This is a genomic window from Kiritimatiellia bacterium, from assembly GCA_026417735.1.
Lineage (GTDB): Bacteria > Verrucomicrobiota > Kiritimatiellia > PWTM01 > PWTM01 > CAACVY01.
In genome coordinates, this window is sequence record JAOACR010000009.1 from 226,389 (window position 1) to 251,523 (window position 25,135).

General features: G+C 67.2%; 22 protein-coding genes. 13 read left to right on the forward strand and 9 right to left on the reverse strand.

Annotated features, from left to right (window positions below; genetic code table 11):
• The first annotated feature begins 27 nt into the window (after positions 1-27).
• From N2652_04620 to N2652_04630, 3 genes are read left to right on the forward strand one after another with little or no spacing between them, the layout of a single operon-like run.
• A complete protein-coding gene (locus N2652_04620; protein MCX7818479.1) occupies positions 28-303 on the forward strand; it encodes an iron-only hydrogenase system regulator in 276 nt (91 codons plus the stop codon).
• Positions 300-1,817: a [FeFe] hydrogenase H-cluster radical SAM maturase HydG gene (hydG, locus tag N2652_04625; protein ID MCX7818480.1), complete on the forward strand. Its 1,518-nt coding sequence runs from the start codon at positions 300-302 to the stop codon at positions 1,815-1,817. The genes N2652_04620 and hydG overlap by 4 nt, the downstream gene beginning before the upstream one ends.
• 35 nt (positions 1,818-1,852) lie before the next feature.
• Positions 1,853-2,194 (forward strand): hypothetical protein, encoded by a 342-nt coding sequence (locus tag N2652_04630; GenBank protein ID MCX7818481.1) that lies wholly within the window; start codon positions 1,853-1,855, stop codon positions 2,192-2,194.
• A 522-nt stretch (positions 2,195-2,716) separates the two neighbouring features.
• Here N2652_04630 and N2652_04635 read toward each other — a convergent pair.
• Both N2652_04635 and N2652_04640 read right to left on the reverse strand, forming a co-directional pair.
• Positions 2,717-4,294, reverse strand: coding sequence for a D-aminoacylase (locus tag N2652_04635; protein MCX7818482.1), 1,578 nt, complete (start codon positions 4,292-4,294; stop codon positions 2,717-2,719).
• On the reverse strand, positions 4,291-4,833 hold the full coding sequence (locus tag N2652_04640; protein ID MCX7818483.1) for a hypothetical protein: 543 nt from the start codon (positions 4,831-4,833) through the stop codon (positions 4,291-4,293). The genes N2652_04635 and N2652_04640 overlap by 4 nt, the downstream gene beginning before the upstream one ends.
• 219 nt (positions 4,834-5,052) lie before the next feature.
• On the opposite strand from N2652_04640, the gene N2652_04645 reads away from it, so the two are divergent.
• The 4 genes from N2652_04645 to N2652_04660 all read left to right on the forward strand — a co-directional run bounded on the left by N2652_04645 (position 5,053) and on the right by N2652_04660 (position 10,523).
• Positions 5,053-5,727 carry a type II secretion system GspH family protein gene (locus N2652_04645; protein ID MCX7818484.1) on the forward strand — a complete coding sequence of 225 codons (675 nt, stop codon included), beginning with the start codon at positions 5,053-5,055 and terminating at the stop codon, positions 5,725-5,727.
• Positions 5,728-5,747: 20 nt separating this feature from the next.
• A complete protein-coding gene (locus tag N2652_04650; protein ID MCX7818485.1) occupies positions 5,748-7,430 on the forward strand; it encodes a nucleoside kinase in 1,683 nt (560 codons plus the stop codon).
• 103 nt (positions 7,431-7,533) lie between these two features.
• Positions 7,534-10,020 carry a tetratricopeptide repeat protein gene (locus tag N2652_04655; GenBank protein ID MCX7818486.1) on the forward strand — a complete coding sequence of 829 codons (2,487 nt, stop codon included), beginning with the start codon at positions 7,534-7,536 and terminating at the stop codon, positions 10,018-10,020.
• Entirely contained in the window at positions 10,020-10,523 is a 504-nt protein-coding gene (locus tag N2652_04660) for a hypothetical protein (GenBank protein MCX7818487.1), read from the forward strand. Before N2652_04655 ends, N2652_04660 begins: the two co-directional genes overlap by 1 nt.
• On the opposite strand, the gene N2652_04665 is transcribed toward N2652_04660, so the two are convergent.
• The 6 genes from N2652_04665 to N2652_04690 all read right to left on the reverse strand — a co-directional run bounded on the left by N2652_04665 (position 10,504) and on the right by N2652_04690 (position 18,704).
• Positions 10,504-11,964 (reverse strand): B12-binding domain-containing radical SAM protein, encoded by a 1,461-nt coding sequence (locus N2652_04665; GenBank protein ID MCX7818488.1) that lies wholly within the window; start codon positions 11,962-11,964, stop codon positions 10,504-10,506. The two genes, N2652_04660 and N2652_04665, sit on opposite strands and share 20 nt — an antisense overlap.
• A gap of 100 nt (positions 11,965-12,064) precedes the next feature.
• Positions 12,065-13,681, reverse strand: a complete 1,617-nt coding sequence (groL, locus tag N2652_04670) for a chaperonin GroEL (GenBank protein ID MCX7818489.1) — start codon at positions 13,679-13,681, stop codon at positions 12,065-12,067.
• A gap of 39 nt (positions 13,682-13,720) precedes the next feature.
• Complete coding sequence (groES, locus tag N2652_04675) at positions 13,721-14,011, reverse strand: co-chaperone GroES (GenBank protein ID MCX7818490.1); 291 nt, start codon at positions 14,009-14,011, stop codon at positions 13,721-13,723.
• Between the two features lie 90 nt (positions 14,012-14,101).
• Positions 14,102-16,039, reverse strand: a complete 1,938-nt coding sequence (gene dnaK / locus N2652_04680; protein ID MCX7818491.1) for a molecular chaperone DnaK — start codon at positions 16,037-16,039, stop codon at positions 14,102-14,104.
• A 364-nt stretch (positions 16,040-16,403) separates the two neighbouring features.
• Complete coding sequence (gene alr / locus N2652_04685) at positions 16,404-17,510, reverse strand: alanine racemase (GenBank protein ID MCX7818492.1); 1,107 nt, start codon at positions 17,508-17,510, stop codon at positions 16,404-16,406.
• 3 nt (positions 17,511-17,513) lie between these two features.
• Positions 17,514-18,704, reverse strand: coding sequence for a hypothetical protein (locus N2652_04690; GenBank protein MCX7818493.1), 1,191 nt, complete (start codon positions 18,702-18,704; stop codon positions 17,514-17,516).
• Between the two features lie 86 nt (positions 18,705-18,790).
• Here N2652_04690 and N2652_04695 point away from each other — a divergent pair, with 86 nt between their 5' ends.
• The 6 genes from N2652_04695 (at position 18,791) to N2652_04720 (ending at position 22,628) form a co-directional block, all read left to right on the forward strand.
• On the forward strand, positions 18,791-18,958 hold the full coding sequence (locus N2652_04695) for a hypothetical protein (protein MCX7818494.1): 168 nt from the start codon (positions 18,791-18,793) through the stop codon (positions 18,956-18,958).
• Positions 18,959-19,043: 85 nt separating this feature from the next.
• Positions 19,044-19,283, forward strand: a complete 240-nt coding sequence (locus tag N2652_04700; protein MCX7818495.1) for a hypothetical protein — start codon at positions 19,044-19,046, stop codon at positions 19,281-19,283.
• A 27-nt stretch (positions 19,284-19,310) separates the two neighbouring features.
• On the forward strand, positions 19,311-19,937 hold the full coding sequence (locus tag N2652_04705) for a prepilin-type N-terminal cleavage/methylation domain-containing protein (protein ID MCX7818496.1): 627 nt from the start codon (positions 19,311-19,313) through the stop codon (positions 19,935-19,937).
• Between the two features lie 6 nt (positions 19,938-19,943).
• Positions 19,944-21,353, forward strand: a complete 1,410-nt coding sequence (locus N2652_04710) for a pilus assembly protein TadG-related protein (protein MCX7818497.1) — start codon at positions 19,944-19,946, stop codon at positions 21,351-21,353.
• Entirely contained in the window at positions 21,343-21,891 is a 549-nt protein-coding gene (locus tag N2652_04715; protein MCX7818498.1) for a hypothetical protein, read from the forward strand. The genes N2652_04710 and N2652_04715 overlap by 11 nt, the downstream gene beginning before the upstream one ends.
• Positions 21,888-22,628: a hypothetical protein gene (locus N2652_04720; GenBank protein MCX7818499.1), complete on the forward strand. Its 741-nt coding sequence runs from the start codon at positions 21,888-21,890 to the stop codon at positions 22,626-22,628. Before N2652_04715 ends, N2652_04720 begins: the two co-directional genes overlap by 4 nt.
• A gap of 24 nt (positions 22,629-22,652) precedes the next feature.
• On the opposite strand, the gene N2652_04725 is transcribed toward N2652_04720, so the two are convergent.
• Entirely contained in the window at positions 22,653-25,094 is a 2,442-nt protein-coding gene (locus N2652_04725) for a DUF4091 domain-containing protein (GenBank protein MCX7818500.1), read from the reverse strand.
• Positions 25,095-25,135 lie beyond the last annotated feature (41 nt).

Here is a 25,135-nt window from a genome sequence, read left to right on the forward strand (position 1 = left end):
GCTCGCCCAGATGCGGTCCGGGCAGAAATGGAATCACGGCTGGGGTTTGTCGGCATTGTGGTGAGCGACCGGCAGAGGGCCGCGGCGCGAGTGAACGAGGTGCTCTCCGAGCACGGCCACCTGATCGTCGCGCGCACCGGCCTGCCCTATCCGAAACGGGGAGTATGCGTCATCACGCTGATTGTCGATGCGACGACGGACGAGCTGGGCCGCCTGACCGGCCGGCTCGGACAGATTGAGGGCGTGCTGGTCCGCTCAGCCCTCGCGCGACCCGCCGCGACAACAGCGGAGGCAACACAATGAGCAGCGCCGCGTCGGCTGTTCTGCACGCAGGTGGGCGCTGGGCCGAAACCCGCATTGCGATGGAGGAGATCGCAAAGTGGCGGCCCGGTGGTTGCGACTTCCTCGACGCCAACGCCATCCGGGCGGCGCTGGCCCGCGCCGCGGAGCGCCCCACCGACCCCGGCGAGGTGCGGGCGATCCTCGCAAAGTCGCGGGCGGTGCAGACGCTCTCGCTCGACGAGCTGGCGACGCTGCTCCATGTGCGCGATCCGGAGCTGTGGGCGGAAATGCGCGCGGCGGCCGCGGAGATCAAGCGGAAGGTGTACGACAACCGCATCGTCACGTTTGCGCCGCTGTACATCGGCAACGCCTGCGTGAACGACTGCCAGTACTGCGGGCTGCGCAGTGGCAACCGCTCGATGCCGCGGCAGATCCTCACCGCGGAGGAGCTGCGCGCGGAGGTGGAGACGCTGGCAGGTCGGATCGGCCACAAACGGCTGATCATCGTGTTTGGGGAACACCCGGCCACCGACGTCGAGTTCATGTGCGAGACGATCCGCATCATCTATTCGGTGAAGGTCCGCGCGCGCGTCGGATGGGGCCAAATCCGGCGGGTGAACGTGAACGCGCCGCCGCTGCGCACCGCGGAGCTGCGGCAGCTCAAGCAGGCCGGGCTGGGCACCTACCAGGTCTTCCAGGAGACCTACGATCCCGATGTGTACCGCCGCGTCCACCCGTCCGGCTTCAAGGCGAACTACGCGTGGCGCCTCTACACCATGCACCGAGCGATGGAGGCCGGTATTGACGATGTGGGGCTCGGCGCGCTGTTCGGTCTGGCGGACTGGCGCTTTGAGGTGATGGGGCTGCTGGCGCACGCGATTGAGCTCGAACGTGCCTGCGGAATCGGCCCTCACACGATCTCCTTCCCCCGCCTGGAACCCGCGGACAATGCGCCCTACGTGCAGGAGACTCGATGGCGCGTATCGGACGAGGAGCTCGAGCGCGCGGTCGTGCTGATCCGGCTGGCCGTGCCGTACACCGGCATGATCCTGACCGCGCGCGAGGGGCCCGCCATGCGCCGACGGCTGATCGGGTTGGGCGTCACCCAGACGGACGCCTCCTCGCGGATCGAGGTCGGCGGCTACGCCGGCGGCCGCGCGGATCGCGCGCAGGACCCCTCCCGCCAACAGTTTGAGCTCGGCGACACCCGCAGTCTGGACGACCTGGTTCGCGAGCTGGCTCAGATGGGGATGATCACGTCGTTCTGCACTGCCGGCTACCGCTGCGGCCGGACCGGCCAGTGCATCATGGACCTGCTGCGCAGCGGCGCGGAGGGGCGGTTCTGCAAACTGAACGCGATCATCACCTACCGGGAGTGGCTGGACGATTTCGCCAGCGACGAGACCCGCGCGGTCGCCGAACCGCTGCTGCAACAGGAGGTCGAGGAGGTTCGGCGCAACATGCCGCGCTGGTTCCCGGCACTGAGCGCCGCCCTTGAGCGAACCGCGAAGGGCGAACGCGATCTCTATTTCTAGCGCGGCGGGTTGGAACCGGGGAGACGTGCCGTCCGATGAACATTCTGCAGATCGGAGGAATCGCATTGGCGGTGGTGGTGGTGGGGGTGGGCGCGGTCGCCAGCCGTACAAGCGTGCGTTCCGCCGTCGGCCCGCGCGAGCGCGCGTTCGCGCGCCGCGTGTGTCTGGCCACCTGGACCCTGATCGCCGCGTTCGTCCTGACCGCATGGTACCTGCCGCGGCCGGCGAACTGGGTGGTCTCGGCCGGGTTTGTAATCGGCATTCCGTGGGCAGTGTACCGTTGGACCACGCAGCGGCAGCTGATCCGTGAGCTGGACCTTCGCGAAACGCACGCGCGCAACCACGAAAACGCGCTCGCCTCCCGAGCCGGCAACTGAGCGCCCCGCGACGGCCTCCTCCAAAAACCGAGCGGATCGCGTCGAAGCGGACAGCCACGCTGAAATCGGGCCCGAACCACCATCGCGGACTCGTCGCCGAAGCTCGCCGTGTGTGCCGTCCGATCGACATCCGGCCCTCCGTGACGGCGTCCGTTCGCCGCAAACGAAAGCCAGCAGCGTTCAAAATCGACGGCGGACAACCCTCGCTCCGTTGTGCGGCCGGGCCCGACCGCCCCCAGCTCGGCCCAGCGCTGTCGGCACCACGTCACGTCATTGCTGAACGCCACCGGCGAGGTGTTAGCAGGACCACAAGGAACCGCAAAGGACAGCTGAGAGCCACAGAAGGAATAGACTCGCGATCCCCGGCAGCATCAAGAGCACCAGCCCAACAGCCGACCCCAGTGGACTCGTCTCTGGTGCGGCCCCCCGGCACAGTGCCCCCTCGCGCGACCACCTCCGCGCAGATCGGCACGCAGCGGCAACCGTGACGAGGCGGCGGTGTGAGCCTCTTCCGGCGGCGCGTCAATCCGTGCGCCGTAGCAGCCGGCCGGCGGTACGACCCGTGGGGCGACCCTCACACCATGTCGGGACACCGTTCACGATGACCCAATCAATGCCATCGGCCAACACATGAGGTGTGGCGAAGTCCGCGCGGTCAGCGACGCGCCGCGGATCGAACACGACAAGGTCAGCCGCGCATCCCTTCGCAATTCGCCCGCGGTCCGCAAGGCGAAAATGTTCCGCCGGTAGTGCGGTCATTTTGCGGATCGCTTCCGGCAGCGGCACGGTGCGGCCGTCGAGCGACGCTCGCAGAAAACGCGGCATCGTCCCGTAGGCGCGCGGATGGGGGTGATCGCGACTGAGCGGGCCGGTCGGAGAGCGCACGCCCGCATCCGTGCCGAGCATCACCCACGGCTGCGCGAGAATGCGCCACATGTTCGCCTCACTCATTCCGAAAAAAAACGCCTGCGTGGCCAGCTCGTCCTCCTCGATCAGCCGCAGCGCGGCGTCCGCCGGATCGGTCGCCCACGCTTCGGCGATCTCGGCGAGCGTGCGGCCAGTCAGCTCGTGCTGATGCCGTCGCTGCGTCGAGCCAATCACAATGCGCGCCCAGTCCTCTGCCGACGGCCGCTCCTCCATCAGCTCCGCGCGAATGCGGGCCCGCAGCGTCGAGTCGCGTAACCGCGCAAGCACCTCCGCCCGGCTCCCCGCCGCCGCCCAGTGGGGAAGAATCACGTCCAGATCCGTCGCCGAAGCAGTGTAAGGATAGCGGTCGGCCGCCACGTCCACGCCGGCCGCGCGAGCTTTCTCGATCATCTCCAGCGCCGGCTCAATCTTCGCCCAGTTGCGGGGGCCGGACGTCTTCAGGTGGGAGATCTGCAGGCGGGCGCTGGTCGCGCGGGCAAGGTCGAGCATCTCGCGAATCGACTCGAGGAGCTCGTCGCCCTCACTGCGCAAATGGACAGTGACGATCGCGCCTCGCCGCGCCGCCGCCGCAGCGACCGCGCGCAGCTCCTCCGGTGGCGCGAACATGCCCGGCGAATAGGCCAGGCCGAAACTCACCCCCGCCGCCCCTTCCTCCAGTGCGCCAGTCAGTTCCTGCAGCAGCGCCTCCCTCTCGGCGGGGTCGAGTGCGCGCGCGTCGTAACCGGCGATGCAGCCCCGCAGCGCGTTGTGGCCAACCAGCGCCAGCACGTTCACCGACGGGCGGGCGGTCTCCAGTAGCGCCAGATACTCCGCCATGCGCCGCCACGTCGCCGGCACCGGTTGCGCCTCCCAATCGGCGGGCAACCGCCGCTGCCCAAACCGCGGCGCAGCGGAGGCACCGCAGTTGCCGATCACTTCGGTCGTGATGCCTTGGGCGATCTTGCTGGTTGCGCGAGGATCGACCAGCAAATTGACGTCCGAATGGGAGTGAACGTCGATAAAACCGGGGCTGACGATGCGCCCCTCCGCGTCGATCAGCTCAGCCGCATCTGCCCGCGCGAGGTCGCCGATCTCCTCGATGCGGCCCCCTCGCACGCCGACATCCACCCGCACCGGCTCTCCGCCACTGCCGTCGCAGACGAGGCCGCCGCGAATGAGCAGGTCGAACCTCATCCGGACGCGGCGGTCGCGGGAACGGCGGCATCGCCCCCCTCCAGCAGCTGAGCCACCTCCAGCTGCACACGCTCGAGATCGTCGAGATGCAGGGGGGGATCCACGATCGTGAAGACCTCACCAGTCCGGCGGTGCTCGTAGATGCGGCGGCGACGGCCCCCTTCCATCAGCTCCACGTCGCGCTCCACCAGCACTCGCTTGCGCTCCAGCATCACCGCGAGCACGAAAATCGCGGCCAGATGTCGTTCGTCGCGCGACTCGATCAGACGCCGCAGCAGCGACTCCGCGGTCTCTCGCTGGATTGGCTCGGCCGTCGCCGGCGGTGAGCGCCAGACTGTTCGCCACGCGCTCACCCAACGGTCCGACGCAGCACCCGCACAAGCGAGGCAGAGATCCGCCCGGCGGTGGCCGGCCCCGGCGTCGAACTCGAGCCGCGAGAGGATGTTCTCTCCGTCCGCGAAGCGCCGTCCGCAGACGGCGCAGGCGGCCGCGGGGGGGCGCACGTTCCAGTCGTTGTCGCGCAGTATCCAGCCGGTCATCGAATGTGAACCGCCATGCGCATCAGTGCCGGCCCAGCATGCGCGTCGGGCCGGCGGCGCGTCAAGCGCCTTTCCGCCTCTACGGTAACGCCTCCTGCTCCTCGTCGAGAACGCCGTCCCGACGTTGTCGCGGCCGCGAGCGGATGGCCACGGACCCATAGACGCGAGCGCCGCCGGATGTTAGAGTGCTCTGGCGGCAGAGCGCGTGGAGCTGGCAGGATGAAACGCAGCAGCGCGAGCGGATTTACGCTGGTGGAGATGCTGGTGGTGATTTCGATCATCGCTGTGCTGGCCGGCATGCTGCTGCCGACGCTGTCCAACTCAATTGCGAAAGCCCGCGAAATGCACTGCGTGAACAATTGCGGTCAGCACGCAAAGGCGATGATTCAGCTCGCCGCGCAGAACAATAACCGCACGATCCAGCCCGATGCGTCCGGCCACTGGATGGCCTCGCTCGACCTCATCCTGGGCGTCGGGCAGCGGGCGGAGGTGCGGCTGTGCCCGAACGCCGTTCGCCCGAATCCGGCGCGCGGCTCGGTGGACCGGGCCTGGACGTTCAACGGCTGGGTCGGCAGCCTCGCGGTGAACACCCACGTGGCGAACCGCACACCCGGCGCAAACGACTACACGCTGATGTCCCAGACCGAGTCCCGGACGCCCGCGTTCACCGACGGCGCATGGTACGAAACCGGTCCGATCAGCGCCGTCTCCTGGCCGGCGAACCTGGATGGAGCCAGCAACTGGATCCTGAACCGCCACCGTAAGGGAATCGCGGTGAGTTTTTGCGACGGGCATGCGGAGCGCGTGGATCTGACGATGATCTGGGACCTCAAGTGGCACCGCAATTTCACGCCCGCCGGCCGACTGACCCACCCAGGCCTCGGCATCAAGTAGCGCCACTCTGCCGCGAAACGATGAGATCAACGTCCGCTTCTCTGTTCGTCCGTGTGCGCGTGCAGGGCGATGAGCCCGTCGACGTGCCCGTCGGCACGCCGGTCGGCGAGCTGTGTGCCCGACACCGGCCGCCGGACGATCTGGACTGGCTCGGGGCCCTAGTGAACAACGAGGTCGTGACCCTTTCCTATCCGCTGGAGGTGGACAGTGACGTCACGCTGCTGACGATGCGCGACCGGTTTGGCTGGCGCATCTATCGCAACTCGGTCGCGTTCCTGTTGGCGAAAACGGTGCGCGAGCTCTACCCCTCCGCGAAGTTCGCGGTCGAGCACTCCCTGGGTCCCGGCTTCTACTGCTCGTTCCAGGTGAACGGCACCCCTCCCTCCCCCGAGGTGATCGCCCGGTTGCGCAACCGAATGCGCGAGCTTGCCGCCATGAATCGGCCGATCGAGCGCCGCAAGATTGCGTTCGCGGAAGCCCTTCGAAGGTTCGATGCGGCCGGCCAGCAGGACAAAGCCGACCTGCTCCGCTTTCGCAATCCACCGAAGGTCGTCGTCTACGACTGCGACGGCTTCACCGACCTCGCGCACGGCGTGCTGGCCAGCCGCACGGGTGCGTTGCGGCATTTCGATCTGATTCCTCACCCGCCAGGGTTTGTGTTGTTGTTCCCGGACCGCGACAACGCCCCGGCGCTGGCACCGTTCGAACCGCAGCCGGAGCTGTTTCGCATCTTTTCGGAACACAAGGAATGGGGACGCATTCTCGGACTGCGCACGGTGGGTGATCTGAACCGGCTGATCGCCGACCGCCAGGCGGATGAGATCATTCGCATCGCGGAAGCGCTGCACGAGAAGACGATCGCCCGGCTCGCCGACCGCATCGCGGAACGCCGGCCGGTTCCGCGCTGGATTCTGATCGCCGGTCCCTCTTCCTCCGGCAAGACCACTTTCGCGAAACGGCTGGCGATTCAACTGCGGGTCAACGGGCTGCGGCCGGTGGCGATCTCGCTCGACAATTACTTCCGAAACCGGGAGCTGACGCCACGGGACGAATCGGGCCAGCCGGACTTCGAGCACATCGATGCGCTGGACCTCGAACTGTTCAACGAGCACACCGCGCGGCTGGAGGCGGGAGAAACCATCGAAATGCCGCTCTTCAATTTCAAGACCGGTCAACGCGAGCCCACGGGGCGAGCGCTCCGTCTTGAGCCGGACGAAATCGTGCTGCTGGAGGGCATTCACTGCCTGAACCCGCGGATCGGCGCGGCGATTCCGCGGGAACACGTGTTCCGCCTGTACGTGAGCGCGCTGACGCAGCTCAACCTCGATGAGAACAACCGGATTGCGACCACTGACAACCGTCTGTTGCGGCGTATTGTTCGCGACCATCAGTTCCGGGGCCATCCGGCGCTGAGAACGCTCGACCTGTGGCCGTCGGTGCGGCGCGGCGAAAAGCGGTGGATCTTTCCCTATCAGAACCAGGCGGAAGCCGCGTTCAACTCGGCGCTGGATTATGAGCTGGCGGTGCTGAAGCCGCTCGTGGAGCCCCTGCTGAACGAGGTGAAGCCCTATCACCCGCAGTACGCGGAGGCGCGCCGGTTGACCGCATTTCTGGCCAGTTTCCTGCCGTTGCCGTTCGGGCCGGTGCCGCCGACGTCGATCCTCCGCGAGTTCATCGGCCGCAGCGCGTTTCAGTACCGCTGATGCGGGCCGGCCACGTTGCGCTTGCTCGCCCCCGCCTCCCGCGTACTCTGGTCGCTGGGGTGTGCGAGCGGCACATCGCCAAACCGGGAAAGGAGCTTCCGCGGTGAGGCCGCGGCCGAGGATGGGGTGGAGGGGGCGGTGGACGGCGGTTGGCGCTGTGCTGCTGCTCCGCACGCGCGCTGCCGCGCCCCAGGACGATTACCGACAGCCCCCGCCAGAACCCTCGTCCATCGTCGAACGTGAGGTGCGGCCGCCAACCCGCCCCCTCCTTGCCCGCTCGGGTGACCCGCCGGCGATTCGCGACGCGATTCGTCTCACCGAGAACGGCAACGTGGCCGGCGCGATCGCGAAGCTGGAGGAGGAACTGCGGGCAACGCCCGAGCAGCTGCGGTTGTGGGAGGTGCTCGGGCTGCTGTACTGGCGCACCGGCGAACCCCAGCGCGCGGAAACTCTCTGGAAAACATGCCGCAGCGTCGCCAGCCATCGCCCCGAACCCAACAAGTGGCTCGCCGAGCTGGCCATCGCGATGGGGCGTCTTGCGGAGGCCGTCACTCATTACGACCGCGCGCTGCAGGTGGCGCCGGCTGATCTCGACGCGCGGTTTCAGCGCATCCGACTGCGCCGCTGGTTGGGCTGGGTGGAGGAAGCGCTCGCGGAAATCCGCGAGCTGTGCGAGCGTTACCCCGACCGCGCCGACTTCCGCCGCGAGATGGCCGCCGCGCTGTTTGCGCACCGCGACTACGCCGAGGCCGCCCGACTCTGGGCGCAGGTGCGCCAGGAGCGACCGAACGATCCGGATACGTGGATTCGTGAAGTTTGCGCCCGCATCCACGACACGGGCGACGAGTCCGCGATTGCGGAGGCTCGCGCGTTCCTGCAGGAACACCCGGATCACCTGCTGGCCACGCGCACGCTCGCGCTGGCCGCACGCCGTCGCGGCGATCTGGAGGAGGCGCTCCGTCATACCCGCCGGTTGGCGGAGATCGAAACGACACCGTACGCACGGCGGCGCTGCGCACTGCGATGCGCGGAGTATCTCTCGACGCTCGCCGCACGTGATCACAGGCCCTCACGGTACGACCAAGCGATTGCGATCCTCAACGATGCGCTCGCACGGGACGGCCCCGATCCGGACGTCGAACTGCTGATCGCAGAGACGCTCATCGAGGCGGCCCGCTATGCGGAGGCCAGCGAGGTCGCTCGACGGGTGCTGGACAAGTTCAACCCCCGGAACCTGCGAGCGCTTCGCGTGCTGTTCGAGGCCCATCTCGGCCTCGCCCAATTCGATGAGGCAAGACAATGGTGGGAACGGATCGTCGCCTTCAATCCTCGCGACCCCTACCTCGCCTACTATGAAGCGCGCCTTCACCTCGCCGCGGAGCGTCACGCGGACGCGATCACCGCGCTCGAACGGCTCGAGGAGGCGGGCCGCCGGGGTGCGGTCGCCGTGCTCCTCTACCACGGCGCTGGAGAAAGCGAATGGAGCGAAGTGCCCTCGGTGTCACAGATCACCGCACACGTCGAGGCGCTGCGCGCGGCGGGCTATCGCTTTGTCGCCGCGCATGAGATCCCCGGGCTCCTCGAGAGCGGGGGTGCCGCGTTTGTCGGCGGCCGCACACCCCGTCTGGCCTGCATCACCTGGGACGACGCGCGACGCGATGCGATTCGGCATGGCACGCCACTCTCGGCCCGGCTGGATGTCCCCATGACGATGCACGTACCCGTCGGCTTCGTGAAGGAACGTCACCCCTTTATCGCCAGTTGGCCGGCGCTGGAGCAAGCCGGGCGCGAAGGGCGCTGGCACTTTGGCAGTCACGCGCTCGACGCTCATCGCCCCGCAATCGTGAATGCGGAGGGCCAGCTGGGTCCCCCGCTTGCCAATCGTCTCTGGCTGCCGTCCCACCAGCGGCTCGAATCGGTCACGGAATTCCGCCAGCGTCTCGTTCGCGAATACCGCGAGAGTCATCAGGCACTGATCGAACATTTCCGCCGGCCGGAGGACGCCGCGGTGATCGCCTATCCCTTTGGCGACATCGGACAGCTCGGCCGCAGCAACATGGAAGAGGCGTCCGCACTGAACCTCGAGATCGCGGCCCTGTACTATCGGGTCGGCTTCATTCAGACCGCGTTCGGCCACGCCGTCGCCGGTGACCATCCCCTTCTCTACCAGCGCACCGAACCGGACTTCGGCGAGACGGGTTCCAATCTGGTGGTACGGTTGCTCACCCACCATCCCCACATGCTGGGCCGTGCGATGAAGGCGGAGGCGGCTGCGATGGCGGGACGCATGTACCTGGCACGAGACACGCTGCTGGACCTCGGGCGGGATGGCTACCCGCCCGAGCGATGGTTCGAGCTGCGGGGGCGGCTGGAACGTTACCTCGGCCATTCGCTGATCGGATGGTTGCCGGCTACGCCTCCCCCGCCCGCCCCCGTCAAGGAACCTCTGCGCCCCCCCCCGCCCTCACCCGCAAAGCCGCGCTCGTCGGAGGCGGGTCCGCTCCCCCCGACGCCACCCCTGCCGCGGCCGGCGGAAGAGGAAGGGACTGCGCCGGACAACCTCCGCTCCGAGGTGGAGCGGCTCCGTTGATGTCGCTGCCTGCGCCCAGTACCGGCGATGTTCTGCTGCGCCACACGCGACGTCGGCGGCGCCGCATGCGCCCGCTGCCGGCGGTTCTGGCCGCCACGTTCGCGAACGGCGCGCTCGCCGCCTCCGCCATCCATCACGGATCGCAGCTCTTCTTAGGCACGCTTCGGATCCGGCCGCTCGCACAAACGCTGTTGCTGCTCTGGACGGTTGTGGTGAACCTCCTGGCGCTGGGCAGCGCACCGGTGCGCCATGGAGCCGTCCGGCTCAACACACTCACGATCCTGTTCGAACTGATGGAACTGGGCCGGATCTCGCGCATGATCGACGCCACGCCGGCCATTCGCGCCGAGTGGCCGCTTCTGCTCGCGCCACCGCTGGTTGCCATGCTTGGAGCGGCGCTCAGTTCCATCGTCATTCCTCGGCTGCCCGAACCCTCCGTGCGCGCACGGTCAGCGCCGGTCCGCCGAAGGGCATCGCACAGCGTCACTCCGCGCCGGCCGTGATGTCGGCGAAGCGCCGGGCGGGAAACTGGCCGCCGCGCTCCGCGTAGTCCTGCGCCAGTCGGCACAACACCACATCCCTCGCGAGGCGCGCACCGCCGGTGAGGTGTTCGATCAGCATCCGGGCAAGATCGTCGCGGGGAATACCGTGGCAGCGGCCAAACCGCCGATGCAACCGTTCGGAGAATTCGAAAAACTCGCGAAACGGCGACGCTCCCCCCTCCCACAGCAGCGGCAGCGTCCGCCGGAAGCGTCCACGGTTGTAGCAGAGCTCCCAGAAGCGCGCGAACCTACGCATCGCCATCAGATGCGGCGCCGGCCAGCTCGGCGTCTCAATCACGGTGTATGGGGGGGTGGTCTCAAAGCGCATCGCATGAAACGCCGGATCCCGCGCGAGCGGCGTTCCTCGCAGCCGCTTCAGCAAGTTGATCTGCAGCTCGTCCGGTCCCAGCGCCACGAGACGGTCGAAACTCTCCGCGAACGATTGGGGTGTTTCGCCCGGCAATCCCACGATCAGGTCCGCATGCACCACCGCCCCCGTGTGATGCATCGCCGCCACCGCTTCCCCCAGCCGCTCTGCCGGTTGCCGGCCGACACCGCGCGCGACGGCCGCCGTCAACGTCTGAACTCCCACTTCGACCCGCAGCGCGCCTCGGCGAAACGATGCCATCGCGGCATACAGCTCGGGCCCCGGCGGCTCCGGGGTCATTTCCACCTGCACCGACCCGTCTGCCGGTAGTGCGCTCGCCAACCGTCGCAGGAGCCGCGCCGCGCGCTGCTCATCAGCGTTGAAGGTCCGGTCCACGATCTTCAGTCGCCGCGCTCCCCGCCGCAGCAGTTTCTCCCATGCCCGTTCCACGGCCTCCATCGGTCGCCACCGAACGCCCGGCGCAGTCGAGGACAGACAGTAGGCGCACGCGTGGGGACACCCCCGGCTGCTTTCCAGATAGACGATGCGATGCGTCAGATCGTCGGGGGTATATTCGGGTTCCGGCCCCTCGAGGCGCGCGAGGTCCGGAAGCGGGGCACGCACAAGGTGGGGCACGGGCGAGCCGCCCAGCAACGCGGCGCACACCTCCGGCAAGATGTCCTCCCCCTCGCCCGCGACGATGCAGTCCGACAGCGCGCTGAGGGGGGGAGGTAGCTCGTCGTGGCTGACCTCCGGACCGCCGAGCACCACGCGCGCCGTCGGGCACTTCTCGCGGAACCGTTGCAGAACGTCCGCTGCCCCCCCGGCGTTCCAGATGAAAACTCCAAAGGCCAGCACCGCGGGCGCGCGCGCCACCAGCGCCGCGGCGACCGCCTCGGGCGAAGCCCGTCCGTCGAACTCGACAATCTCCGCGGCATCCCGCCAACGGCCGAGGTTCGCCCGCAAACACCGCAGCGCCAGCGAGGTATGGGCGTACCCCGCGTTGATCGTGGCCAGAACAATCGACGCGCTCACGGCCCGCGATTCCGCGCGCATCTTCGCGCCAGTCCAGCACGGAAACAAGAACGGGCGCCCCTGCGGGCGCCCGTTGCATGTTCTCGAACTCTGCCGCGGCTCAGTAGTCCATGCCGCCCGAGGAGGCCGGAGCTTCTTTCTTCTCCGGAATCTCGGTCACCATGCACTCCGTCGTCAGCAGCAGACCCGCAATCGAGGCGGCATTCTGCAGTGCGGTCCGGGCAACCTTCGTCGGGTCAATGATTCCCGCCTTCACCATGTCCACGAACTCGCCCTTCGCGACGTCGTAGCCATAGGCGCCCTTGCCCTTGCGCACTTCCTCGAGCACCACCGCGCCCTCGATGCCGGCGTTCGCGACCAGCTGCCGCAACGGCGCATCGCAGGCCTTGCGGACGATCTCGACGCCGACCGCCTCATCGCCCGACAGCTTCAGCGACTCGAGCGCCGCCGCCGCGCGCACCATCGCCACGCCGCCGCCCGGCACGATGCCTTCCTCGACCGCGGCGCGGGTCGCATGCAGCGCATCCTCGACGCGCGCCTTTTTCTCCTTCATCTCGGTTTCGGTCGCCGCGCCGACGCTGATCACCGCGACACCACCGGCAAGTTTCGCGAGGCGCTCCTGCAGCTTCTCACGGTCGTAATCCGAGGTGGTCTCCTCGATCTGTTTCCGCAGCTGCTCGATCCGCGCCTTGATCTCGGAGGTCTTGCCGGCGCCCTCAACGATCGTGGTGGTGTCCTTGTCCACAACGATCCGCTTCGCACGACCGAGGTCGGAAAGCTGCACGTTCTCGAGCTTGATGCCGAGATCCTCGCTGATGAACCGGCCACCGGTCAGGATCGCGATGTCCTCGCACATCGCCTTCCGGCGGTCACCGAATCCCGGCGCCTTCACCGCGCAGCACTGCAGCGTACCGCGGATCCGGTTCACCACCAGCGTCGCGAGCGCTTCGCCCTCGACCTCCTCCGCGATCACCAGCAGCGGCTTGCCGCTCTTCGCGACGTTCTGCAGCAGCGGCAGGAAGTCCTGCAGGCTCGAGATCTTTTTCTCGTAGACCAGCACGTAGGCGTCCTCGAGCACGCACTCCATCGTCTCGGTGTTCGTGACGAAGTAGGGCGACTGGTAGCCCTTGTCGAACTGCATGCCCTCGACCACCTCGAGCGTGGTCTCGATGCTCTTCGCCTCCTCCACCGTGATCGTGCCATCCTTGCCGACCTTCTCCATCGCGTCGGCGATGATTTCACCGATGGTCGTGTCGCCATTCGCGGAAATCGTCGCCACCTGGCAGATCTCCGAACGGTCCTTTACCTTCTTGCTCATCTTGTTGAGCTCGGCGACGACCGTCTCGACCGCCTTGTCAATGCCGCGCTTCAGCGACATCGGATTCGCACCAGCGGTGACGTTCTTCAGCCCCTCGCGATAGATCGCTTCGGCCAGCACTGTCGCGGTGGTCGTCCCGTCCCCGGCGACATCGCTGGTCTTGCTGGCCACTTCGCGCACCATCTGCGCGCCCATGTTCTCGAACGGGTCCTTCAGCTCGATTTCCTTTGCGACGGTGACACCGTCCTTCGTGACCGTCGGCGACCCGAACTTCTTGTCCAGGATCACGTTCCGGCCTTTCGGCCCCAGCGTCACCGCGACCGCGCGGGCGAGCTGCTGAACGCCGCTCAGAATCGCCTGCCGCGCATCGGCATCATACTTCAGTTGCTTCGCTGCCATGTTGAACTCTCCTTATTCGGTTGAGGACGTGCCGGAGCCTCAGTCCTTCACGATCCCGAGGATGTCCTCCTCGCGGATGATCTGGTACTCCTTGTCGTCCAGTTTCACTTCGGTGCCGCCGTACTTCGGCATCAGCACCTTGTCGCCGACCTTGACATTGAAGGGGATCTTGTTGCCCTTCTCGTCAATCTTGCCGGTACCGATCGCAATAACTTTACCGGTGGTCGGCTTCTCCTTGGCGGTGTCCGGGATGATGATCCCACCCTTCTTCTGCTCCGCCTCCTCGATCGGTTCCACCAGAACCCGATCCGCCAGCGGTTGAATCTTCATGCGACGTCACTCTCCTTCTTTCGGGGTCTCCCTTGCACGACGGCGCACGGGCCCGGACCCCTTCTGACCCGCCGCCTGCAGAAAGCCGTGCTACGGCTTCTTGTCGTCCACCATCGTAAAGTCCGCGTCGATGACGCCGTCGTCGCGCTCTCGCCGACCGGCGCTGGCGCCGCCGCCCGAGGCGCCACCGGAGCCCGCTGCGCCGCCGCTGGCGCCGGTGCGCCGCGCCTGCGAGTAGAGCTCCGTCGAGGCGGCTTGCATCTGCCGGTTCACCTCCTCCATCGCGCGCCGGAGTGCCTCGGTGCCCTCCTTGCGATCGATCGCCTCCCGCAGTCGCTTCACCGCATCCTCGACGCGGTGTTTTGCCTCCGCCGAAAGCTTGTCGCCGTACTCCTTCAGCGCCTTCTCGGTCGAGTACGCCAGCGAGTCCGCCTGGTTGCGCGTCTCGACTTCTTCGCGCCGACGCTGGTCCTCCGCAGCGTGCGCTTCCGCCTCGCGCACCAGCCGCTCGATCTCCGCCTTATCGAGCCCGCTGGAGGCGGTGATCGTGATTTTCTGCTCCTTGCCGGTGCCGAGATCCTTCGCGGACACGTTCAGGATGCCGTTCGCGTCAATATCGAAGGTCACCTCGATCTGCGGCACACCGCGCGGTGCCGGCGGAATGCCGTCCAGTAGGAACCGCCCGATCGTCTTGTTGTCCGCCGCCATCTTGCGCTCGCCCTGCAGCACGTGGATCTCGACGGTCGTCTGACCGTCGGCCGCGGTGCTGAAGATCTGGCTCTTGCGCGTTGGGATCGTGGTGTTCCGCTCGATCAACGGCGTGAACACACCGCCCAGCGTTTCGATGCCGAGCGTCAGCGGCGTGACGTCAAGCAGCAGGACGTCCTTCACCTCGCCCTTCAGCACACCGCCCTGGATCGCCGCGCCAACCGCCACCACCTCGTCGGGGTTGACGCCCTTGTGCGGGTCGCGGCCGAACAGCGCCTTCACGCGCTCCTGCACCTTCGGCATGCGCGTCATCCCGCCCACCAGCACCACCTCGTCAATGTCCGAGAACGATAGCCCGGCGTCCTTCAGACAGTTGCGAACCGGCTCGACGCTGCGCTCGATCAGATGATCCACCAGCTGCTCGAGCTTCGCGCGCGTCAGCGTCACGTTCAGGTGCTTCGGCTCGCCATCGCTGCCGGCCGCGATGAACGGAAGGTTGATCTCCGTTTGCTGCGCGGTCGACAGCTCACACTTCGCCTTCTCCGCCGCATCCTTCAGCCGCTGCAGCGCCATCGGGTCCTTCGAGAGGTCAATGCCCTGCTCGCGACGGAACTCCTGCAGCAGCCACTGGATGATGACCTGGTCGAAATCGTCGCCGCCCAGATGCGTATCGCCGTTGGTCGCCTTCACCTCGAACACACCCTCGCCGATCTCGAGAATCGAGATGTCGAAGGTGCCGCCGCCCAGGTCGTACACCGCGATCGTCTCGTCCTTCTTTTTGTCCAGCCCGTACGCGAGCGACGCGGCGGTCGGCTCGTTGATGATGCGCAACACCTCGAGCCCGGCGATGCGGCCCGCATCCTTCGTCGCCTGCCGCTGGCTGTCATTGAAGTAGGCCGGCACGGTGATCACCGCCTGCGTGATCTTCTCCCCCAGAAACGCCTCCGCATCTGCCTTCATCTTCTGCAGAATCATCGCGGAGATTTCTGGCGGCGAGTACACCCGATCCCCCACCCGCACGTGCGCATCGCCGTTCGGTGCACGCACCACCTCGTAGGGCACGAGCTTGATCTCCTGCTGCACCTCGTCGTAGCGGCGGCCCATGAACCGTTTGATCGAAAAAATCGTGTTCTTCGGGTTCGTCACCGCCTGGCGGCGCGCCGCCTGCCCGACCAGTCGCTCGCCACTCTTGGTGAAGGCCACCACCGAGGGCGTCGTCCGGCCGCCCTCCGCGTTCGGAATTACGACCGGCTGCCCGCCCTCCATCACCGCCATGCACGAGTTCGTCGTGCCCAGATCAATGCCCAGAACCTTCGACATGACAAAATCTCCTGCCTGCTCCAACCGTTCTCGCCGGCACTCGCAGGCGTTGCTCCTCGCAGCAAAACACATGCCAATCTCGGGAATCCAGCGAAGAATAAACCGTAAACTTCTAATCCCAAATTGTTTGGAATTATCTTTTTTGCCACGGCGATGAGGCCACGGGCCATTCTGGCACACATCGTTCGCTGCAAGCTGTGACGATTTGCCCCTCGGTATCTGGCTCCTCACGGGGAGGATGTTCGGCGGGCTGTTTCAATCTCCAGCAATTCCGTTCACAGCGCCGACCGCCCGCCGGCGGGACATCCACCCGGCGGTTTGAGGCATCCCAGCCGGTGGTTTCCGGGGCGCTGGATCTCGGGCTTCAAATGACGCGGCGAGGAATCGTTGCGCGAATGCCGACGAGGATTTCGTACGGAATCGTACGCGCTAACGTGGCCAGCTCGTCCGCCCAGATTTCCTGGTTCCCTTGCCGACCGATCAGCACCACCTCGTCGCCGGGTCGTACATTCGCGTAGAGGCCCGCGTCAACAGTGATCCAGTTCATGCTGACCCGCCCGACCACCCGGCAGCGGCGCCCGCCAATCAATACGTGAGCGCGGTTGCTGAGCGCGCGGAGGTAGCCATCCGCATAACCGGCGGAGACCACTGCGAGGGTTGTTGCCGCCGGCGTTACGTAGGTGCCATAGTAGCCGACCGGCGTCCCTGCGGGCACCCGGCGCACGTGGACAACCCGGCATTTCCACTGCAACACCGGGCGCGTCACGATCCGCCCGGTGGGGTCGGCCGCGCCATACCCATAGGCAATCAGTCCAGGCCGGATCGCATCGAAATCCCACTCGGGATGCAGCAGCGCCGCCCGGCTGCTCGAGACGTGCTGAAAAAGTTTCCGGCCCGCGAACGACTCGGCGGCCATCACAATCTCCCGGAATCGCTGCAGCTGCGCCGCGGCCGGATCACCCTCTCCGGCCTCGACTCGTGCCAAATGCGTGCAGATGCCCTCGATGAAAAGGCCTCGCTCGCCGAACAGCGGCCGAATCTCTTCCGTCGCGCTGGCCCACCCAAACCCGATCCGGCCCATACCGGTGTCGATCTTTAAGTGCACCGTCAACCGCTTTCGGCGGCGGCGGGCCTCAGCGGCGAGCGCACGGCCATGCTCCAGACCGGCGACGATCGGCGTTGCGCCGCGCCGCAGCACTTCCGCGGTCTGATGCGGCAAGATCGGGCCGAGCACCAGCAGCCGCGCCCGGGGCGCCGCTGCGCGAACCTCCTTCAATTCGGCCGCATGTGCGACCGCCAGCCACCGCACACCTCCCTCCGTGGCCAACCGCGCAACCTCCCGCGCGCTATGCCCGTAGGCATCCGCCTTGACGACCAGAATCACCTCCGTGCGTTCGGGCAGCGCGGTACGGATCGCGCGAAGGTTGTCGCGGAGCGCCGCCGCGTCAATCTCCACCCAGGAGGGATCCATTGCTCAGCGGCGGGATACCCGGCCGGCGCCGTTACAGGATTTGCACAACGATGCGCCGCGGCCGTCGCACGACGCGCAGATGGCCTCGCGATACCGTCCCGAGCCGCTGCAACGACTGCAGGGAATCGTCCCGTCTCCCTGACACTTGGAGCAGGGGCTGCCCTCGCCTGTGCCGCGACAGGCGGCACACACCGATTCGCCGCGACCGGCGCACTTCGAGCACTCAACGAATCCCTTGCCCGTGCATTCGGTGCAGGTCCGCTTGCCGGTCCCGTTGCAGGTTTCGCATCGGGTTTGCAGCGCGGTTGCTCCCCGTGTCCCGGAAGACCGGCCGCGGCCGTTGCAGTCGGGGCAGATTTCGGTGCCACCGGCACAGTTTTGGTTGCCGCATCCCGAAATGCCGGCGCCATTGCAGGTGGCACAGGACTGCGACCCAAACCCGTGACAACGTTCACACACCACGCCGGCGGCCCGGCGGGCCGCTGCCTGTTGTTTGGGGCTGAGTGTCTCCCACAGCCCCGCCGGCAACCAGAGGTCGCGGACCTCTTCAAGTCCCCGCTTCTGTTGCTCCGCCGCGTACGACTGCAGCGCTTGCGCCTCCTCGTTGGCCAGTTGGTCATCCGGGGTCCGCGCCGGTACCCGGCCGAGGCCGCGGCAGTAGCCGCACTTGCCGCCGACGACCACCTGATCCACCACCTCCCCCTTCAGCGTGAGCGCCTTCATGCGTTGAGCGCCCGTGCCTCGGCACACCGGACAGGGCTGCTCCGCGCGCACGAGCCGACGTCGCGCATCCCGGATCAGCGCGGCGAGCGCAACACGCTGCTCGGCGGTTTGCGGGCCCTGAATCGCGAGCATCGCGGCGGCATTTCGAGCAAACAGGATTGCTCCCCACGCCGCCCCCTGCTCCGCGAGACGGCGCGCGGTCGCGATCTGCTCGGCGACAACTTCGTTGCGGAGCTGGGGTGCACCCGCGGCCGACGGCGGCGCGGAGGTCTCCGCCACAGCGGCCGGAACGCCGGTAACGGGCTGTGCGGGCGCCCGGGCCGGCGGCGGCAATGCCGCTTTGCAATGACCGCACTGCGTATCCTCGGCCCCAGCCTCATGTCCGCACGCGGGGCAAATGCGCAGCGCCGCGGTCGCCGTCACCACCCCGGCGACCAGCGCGATCCATGGGCCGACTTTCAGAGCCTTCATCGGCGTACCTCTCGACCTCGACCGACGGCCAAGGTCTGCAATATCCTACCCGCGCAGTGCGTCTTATATCACGGAGCGACCGGACCATGCGAGGTGTCCGCCAGCAACTCGAGCGGCGTGGTCAGGCGTTGGTGGAGTTCGTCGCAATGGCGGCGATGCTGATGTTGGTGCTATTGATGCTCGCTCTGCTGTTGTTCACGTTTCGGGAATACGGCGGCCGCGTGATGGATCTGGTCGGCTCCGAGTACCCCTGAGCGACACGGTCCTAGAGGATTGGCAACCGTCGCAAAAGGGGGTAGCGTGGAGTGGACAGCGGGGGCAACCCCGGAGGATGCAGCGATGAACAGCCGTCGGTTGAAGAAGCGAGGCCAGGCGCTGACTGAGTATATCATCATCGTTGTGATCGTCGCGCTGGCCGCGATCGCGATCGTGGCGATCTTCAGCGACACGATCCGGGAGAAGTTCGCCGGCGCGGTGGAGGAGCTGGGCGGCGATTCGGCCGCGAAAGATGCGGCGATGGACGTCAGCTCGCACCAGTATCTGAAGGATCTCGACCGGGACGGGTCGCGCAGCAACTGAGTTCCGCGCCCGGCGAGGGGGCGAAGCATGGTCCCGAACCGTCGCGCCCGTCGCGGGCAGTCGTTGATTGAGGCGCTGGTCGTCATCGCGATCGGTTGCCTGATTTGTCTGGGCGCGTTTCAGATTTCGCAACTGTACGCCGGCCGCGCAGTGTTGTCGTACACCGCCGCGGCCGCAGCTCGGGCGCGGAGTGTCGGCTTCAACGATTTCATGGTCTACAAGGTCGCCCGCGCAGCGGCGATCCCGAACGCGGGACGAATCGTCGAGCCCCAGATTCAGCGTGGTGGGGGGCTGGCGACGCTGGTCCGCGATCCGCGACCGGGACGCGTGCAACGGGTGTGGAGCCTTGCGCTCGCCAGCGATCCGACGTCCCCTCAGGCGGCGGTTGAACGATCCCGGATTCCGCTGTACCTGGGCGCAACGCGGTGGGGGGACCTGCCTGCGATCTTGGACTACGAAAACTGGGATGACATCCACTATGTGGAGGGACCCGGCTCCGACACGCTCCTGATGGCTTCGGCGCACCAACGGTACGAGCTGACATGGCCGTTGGTGCGTACGTTTTATGCGGGTGGCCGGGTGAACCTCCGCAGCGGGCTCGAAGAGGAGTTCATCGTCCGCGACAAGCACTACCCGCTGTATCTCGAGGAGTGAGCCTCCATGCGCCGGAGCCGACGATGCCGCGCGGGGCAGACGCTGATCTACCTGCTGATGATCTGCGTGATCCTCGCGCTCGTGGTGCTCTGGAACTTCGATGTCCACAAGATCATCTCCGTGAAGCTGCGCGCACAAACCGCGGGCGACGCGGCTGCGCTGGCGGCGGCAAGATGGCAGGGGCTCACGCTGAACCTGATCGGGCAGCTCAACGTGCTGCAGGCGGTCGCGATCCACGAAGGGATCGCACGCGGTCAGACCCGCTTCCCGGAAGCAGAGCTGCTCGGCGAGCTCGCGGCACGGCTGTGCTATGTCGGGCCGGCGACCGCGCTGGCGGCCGCACAGCTCGCCGCCAAAAACAACCGGATGTTTAACAACCCCGAGTTCACCGCGATGCTCGCCGGTCACGCGGAGCAGGTGATCCGCGACTACCCCAACCAGTTTCCGATCCAACCATGGACCAATGCTCCCTCTCCGCCGACCGCGTGGGACAACTACGGCAGCATGCTGCGCGTGCTCGCAGCGCAGGGGGTTGTCGCGTGGCCGGACAACGCGCTTTACTACGTGGACTATCGCGGCGACCACCTGCTGCTGAACCCCAGCTTTTACGACGCGATCGCCTCCAGTGACTGGTGCTGGTTCTACCATCACGCCTACTCGACATTGCGCTCCTACATGAGCTGGCGCGAGTGGGACCCCCTGCCGCTGATCCGCGATCCGATGCCGATCAATTCCGAGTTTTTCGGCCTCGGGCTGACCCGGGTGACGACGCTGGATGACCTGCCGATGATCGGCGGGCCGAGCGGAAGGATCGTGCTGCAGATGCTTGAACAGTTTGCGGGGCGGCCCCTCACTTCCGCGGTCGCCCGGGTCTCTGCACAGTGGTACGCGTATGACCCTGTGCGGTGGCGGCCATGGACCTCGTTGATTCCGAACGACTTCCCTTTCCGCGGTACCGTGAAACCCGAGTACGACTACGTCGGCGCAGACGCCGCGGTACGCATCGAAACACGGTCAGACCGCGCGACGCCCGGCGCTGCCTCCCGCTGGGTGGTGTGGACCGCCGCGGCCAAACCGTTCGGAACGCTCGAGGATGGCGAGCGGCCGAACCGCTATGGACTAGTGCTGCCCGCCTACCGCGAAGTACGCCTGATCCCGGTGGACACCGCCAGCGGCGGTGGCGGTGGAAGCCGGCCGGGGTGGTCCACGCACATCCGCGAGCACCTGCCCGAGTACGTTGTGCGCGGGATCGACGGATTGACGCCGGGCTGCTGGTACTGTGAGCAGCTCCGCACCTGGGAACAGCTCTCGTTCCGGCAGACCGGCATCGAGTGGCTGGAACACAACAGCGACCGCTGCCGAGTGCGCGGCGGCCCCGGCCGTGGTGGCTCCGGAGGGACTCGACGTGGCCACTGATGCGCCCATCGGACCGCGGCGAAGCCGGGCGACACAGCGCGGCCAGGCGCTGCTGGAGCTGGCGATCATGCTGGTCGCAGTGATGGTGATCGTTGCCGGTTTGATCCAGATCGGCCGGCTCGCACTCGTGCATCTGGACACCATCCATGAAGCCCGCGGCCTCGCCGCCCAGTACGCGATGAGCGACACCTATCAGTCCATGATGCCGAGCGGCCTGTGGATTCAGGAGTGGGACGAGGGGCGCGATCGCCGCCGTCATTCGCGGGACGACGCCCCCGTGATCGGGTCCAGCCACGTGCTGCGGCAGTTCGTGCTGCCCGTCGCGCGTCCGAGCGACCTTCATGCCCGGCTGCCCCGCAACCGTGTGAGCCGCCTCCAGTTCGCCGAGCAGCCAATCGAGGAGTTCGAGATGGTCCGCGCGTCCGCCCAGAGCCGGCCGGTCCCGCTGCTGCCGGTGGTGCGTCATCTCCTCTATCGGGCGGACACGATCCGGCTCGAATCCGAGGCGACCCTCGTCTGGACGCGGGGCCTGGAATGAAGAGGCGGCCGGCCCGGGGGGGGGTCGCGGTCCTCATCGCCGGCGCAACCCTCTGCGGTGCAGCGTCGGCGATCGGCCGAGTGTACTGGTTGCGCGGTGAGTCCGCGCATGGCGCCACGACGGCCGGCCAGCCCGGATGGAACCGCGCACACACCGCGCGGATACGCATCAATGAGGGTCGCGCAGACTTGGAAGTGCTGGGCGTCACGTTGCCCGCAACCGAGGCGGAGCGGCTGCTGGTCGACGCCTATCGCACCATGGGCGCGGACGTGTGGGCGATGCACGGCGAGGTCATCGGTTGGGGAATCGCAGTGGACAGCCGCCGCGTCGTGCGATGGCTCATCGTCCCGCTGGGGCATCCCCGCGAATGTCTGGTGGTGCGGCTGACACAGTCGCGGGAGGAATTTCTTGCTTCCGCGCGTCCGCCGACGGGCAACCCGATCCCGTCGCTTCCGCCCGCCCCGGCGCTCGACACGGTGCTGTTCGTCGCGGACGAGACCGCACATCTCGCCGCGCAGCTCGGGCGCTCCGCGCTGCCCGCGCCTGTCGCGGCTGCCCGCCTGGCGGACGATCTGGTCCAGGCCGGCTGGCATCCTGTCATCCCGCCGGAGCCGGACGTTCCGCCGCTGCTGTTCCGGCGAGGACAGGAGCTGTGCGCCGTGATCACCTCCCCTCAGGAAGGGGGTAGCTCGGTGCTGCGGCTCCACAAGCTTCTCGGCGGCGGCGAGCGGCCCTGACGGCAACCGCATCGCAGTGATCTTCTATCGACCTACGACCGCCGGCAGGGTCTCGATCACATCGTCCAGCCGCCGCCGCCACCGGAGCAACCGCGCCGGCTCCCGGGAGAACTCCTTCAGCGAGCGGACAAGGTCATCCGGCACCGTGAGCGCGGCTCGGGCCACAGCGGCAACGCCTCCACCGTCGAGCTCGCGCAGCCGTCGTTCCAGCTCGAGCACGGCGGCGTAGTCTTCGAGCCCGTCCCGGAAGTTCTCGAGCCGGATCGTCGGCACCGGTTCACCGCCCGGACCAACGCAGGTCCACGAACCGTCACCGTGGTAGGTGGTCCAACTCCGCGGATCCCAGTCGGTGAACGGGCCGGTGGTGATCGGCCGGCGCGAGTTCCAAATGCTGATCTGATAATATAGGAACCCATCCGGCCGGTACTTCGCGGTCATCGCCCCCATCAGCAGCCGTGCCTCGATCGCCGGGTATTCGATGAACATGTTCGCGTACGGATGGTGCGGCCCACAGCAGATGTACCACCACACCTGTCGGCCCGTTTCTCGCGCCCGCGCCGCCCGTTCCGGATCGTACCGGGACGTCAATGGGCACCACCAGTCCACGGACTTCACCGGCGAATCCAGCCCGTAGCTGTTGTCGTAGGTGGTGGTGAAGATCGGCACGCCAGGCAGTTCTCGTTTCAGCAGCGCGGCGGCGCGCTCGACACGCCCGAAGTGGTCGCGATCGACCTCATCACAACCATACACGTAGGCATGGTTCAGCAGCCCCAGTTCCCGCGCGCGGTCGCGGGCACGAACCAGCCGCGCGAGCGTGTTTGTGCGCCAACGGGCTTCTGCATCGGGCGAGTCTTCCCAGTACGACCAGTATCCCAAATTGAAGCGGCCGAGTCGCCCCTGCTGCTGCAGCCGCACGAGCAGATCGAACGCGGGCTGTCCGGTGTGATAGAGGCTGTCGAAGGTAATGAAGTAGTCGGCCAGAAAATCCGCCCAGCTCTCTCGGCGCTGATGCCACACATTCAGGGGGTAGTCGGCCTCCCGCCGCCACTGGGTCTGCTCGGAGCGGGTGGTTTCCAGCGGATGGTCGTGGGGGCCGAACGTGATCGCCAGGGGCAGCGGGCTGACGGCGGGAACCGTCCAGTCGCGAACCCGCACTGCGAACGGCAACGATCGCGCCGCCACGTTCGCGGCGGTGACCGTCAACGTGCCGCGGTAGACGCCGGCGGGCTGGTCACGAGGCACGCGAACGCGGATCCAGAACGCCTGGAGATCGCCGGGTGCCACCTCCACCGGACCGAGAAAATTCAGCAGCGGGTCGGGCCACCACCCCACGTGCTCCGCGCCGTAGGGCGGGAGTTCCCGCGTCCGGACGTAGCCCACAACGTCCCGGTCCACCCGCGCCGGGTCGAGCACCGCGCCGGTTGCCGACTTCAGCTCCCCCACCGAGACCCCGACCTGACGCAGCAGGTTCTGCCCGAGCGTCGTCACGATCACTTGCACGGATTCCGCCTCGCCCCGCGCCGCGTGCAGTTCAATCGCGGCGGCGGGCTCCACACCCATGCCGACACCTCGCGGCAGTACCTTCTGCATTGAGGAGGCCAATGCGACCAACAGAGCGCCATCCGCAGAAGGTGCGGCCTCCTGTGCCGCAAGCCCGCCCAGACGTTCCGCGCGCGCAACATCCAGATCGAGTGCGTCCAGCCGTTCCAGCCAGCGCGAGGGATCATGGCGCCCCGCCGCCCCTGGGTCGGTTTCCTCACGCAATTGGTTCACCTCGCCGGCGAGTGTCGCGAACCACGGTGCATCGCGAGCATCGCGCAGCCGCTGCAGACGCAACGCCACCGCATCCAGTCGCCGGCGGTAAAGCGGGGCCACCTCCCGCGCAAACGCGGCCGAGGGGGGCACCGAGGTTTCGCCGGCTCGCAGCAGCACGACGCGATCGAGGTAGAGTTCCCAGCGGGCCGGTGGACGCGTCGCGAACATGTGCAGCACGGTGATGTCGCCGCGGTCCACCCCCGCCGGCAACTTCGCAAGCGGCACTTCAATCCGACGCCACGCGCCCGCCGGCACAACCCACTCGTGATAGAGCCCCTGCCGGAACGGCACCGTCGAATCGGAGATGAACATCGCCAGCCGCGCCGCCGAAGTGCCGGGGTTGACCATGTCCATCGCCAGCCGGTCGTACCCGCGCCAGTCGCGGCGCGTAATGCGGAACTCGAACGACGGCCACTCGGGCAAACCATTGCTCCACGCCGGCGTCTCGAACCGCAGCGACCGCCGCCCATCCGTCGCATACCGATCCACAATCGCGAGCGTGGTACCGTGCCGTTCACGGTACGGCAGCTCGACGGCGTCATCTGACTCAAATGTAAGGAGAATTGGAGATTCGGCGGCGGGCGCGCGAAAGGCGGCGATCGTGATCCACACTGCGGCCCCCCTGCGCCAAAAGAGTGGAAGCCGTTCCATCGCCGAAACCTCCGCCGGGCGCGCGTGCCACCCGTCCCTCG

Excerpts from the sequence above, each read along its gene's own strand:
- dnaK (MCX7818491.1), bottom strand. The coding sequence starts at position 16,039 with ATGTCGAAGGTTCTGGGCATTGATCTGGGCACGACGAACTCGTGCATG.
- N2652_04700 (MCX7818495.1), top strand. The coding sequence starts at position 19,044 with ATGAACAGCCGTCGGTTGAAGAAGCGAGGCCAGGCGCTGACTGAGTAT.
- N2652_04650 (MCX7818485.1), top strand. The coding sequence starts at position 5,748 with ATGAGATCAACGTCCGCTTCTCTGTTCGTCCGTGTGCGCGTGCAGGGC.
- N2652_04635 (MCX7818482.1), bottom strand. The coding sequence starts at position 4,294 with ATGAGGTTCGACCTGCTCATTCGCGGCGGCCTCGTCTGCGACGGCAGT.
- N2652_04690 (MCX7818493.1), bottom strand. The coding sequence starts at position 18,704 with ATGAAGGCTCTGAAAGTCGGCCCATGGATCGCGCTGGTCGCCGGGGTG.
- N2652_04620 (MCX7818479.1), top strand. The coding sequence starts at position 28 with ATGGAATCACGGCTGGGGTTTGTCGGCATTGTGGTGAGCGACCGGCAG.
- N2652_04645 (MCX7818484.1), top strand. The coding sequence starts at position 5,053 with ATGAAACGCAGCAGCGCGAGCGGATTTACGCTGGTGGAGATGCTGGTG.
- groL (MCX7818489.1), bottom strand. The coding sequence starts at position 13,681 with ATGGCAGCGAAGCAACTGAAGTATGATGCCGATGCGCGGCAGGCGATT.
- N2652_04710 (MCX7818497.1), top strand. The coding sequence starts at position 19,944 with ATGCGCCGGAGCCGACGATGCCGCGCGGGGCAGACGCTGATCTACCTG.
- hydG (MCX7818480.1), top strand. The coding sequence starts at position 300 with ATGAGCAGCGCCGCGTCGGCTGTTCTGCACGCAGGTGGGCGCTGGGCC.
- N2652_04660 (MCX7818487.1), top strand. The coding sequence starts at position 10,020 with ATGTCGCTGCCTGCGCCCAGTACCGGCGATGTTCTGCTGCGCCACACG.
- N2652_04640 (MCX7818483.1), bottom strand. The coding sequence starts at position 4,833 with ATGACCGGCTGGATACTGCGCGACAACGACTGGAACGTGCGCCCCCCC.
- alr (MCX7818492.1), bottom strand. The coding sequence starts at position 17,510 with ATGGATCCCTCCTGGGTGGAGATTGACGCGGCGGCGCTCCGCGACAAC.
- N2652_04705 (MCX7818496.1), top strand. The coding sequence starts at position 19,311 with ATGGTCCCGAACCGTCGCGCCCGTCGCGGGCAGTCGTTGATTGAGGCG.
- N2652_04695 (MCX7818494.1), top strand. The coding sequence starts at position 18,791 with ATGCGAGGTGTCCGCCAGCAACTCGAGCGGCGTGGTCAGGCGTTGGTG.
- N2652_04725 (MCX7818500.1), bottom strand. The coding sequence starts at position 25,094 with ATGGAACGGCTTCCACTCTTTTGGCGCAGGGGGGCCGCAGTGTGGATC.
- N2652_04630 (MCX7818481.1), top strand. The coding sequence starts at position 1,853 with ATGAACATTCTGCAGATCGGAGGAATCGCATTGGCGGTGGTGGTGGTG.
- N2652_04720 (MCX7818499.1), top strand. The coding sequence starts at position 21,888 with ATGAAGAGGCGGCCGGCCCGGGGGGGGGTCGCGGTCCTCATCGCCGGC.
- groES (MCX7818490.1), bottom strand. The coding sequence starts at position 14,011 with ATGAAGATTCAACCGCTGGCGGATCGGGTTCTGGTGGAACCGATCGAG.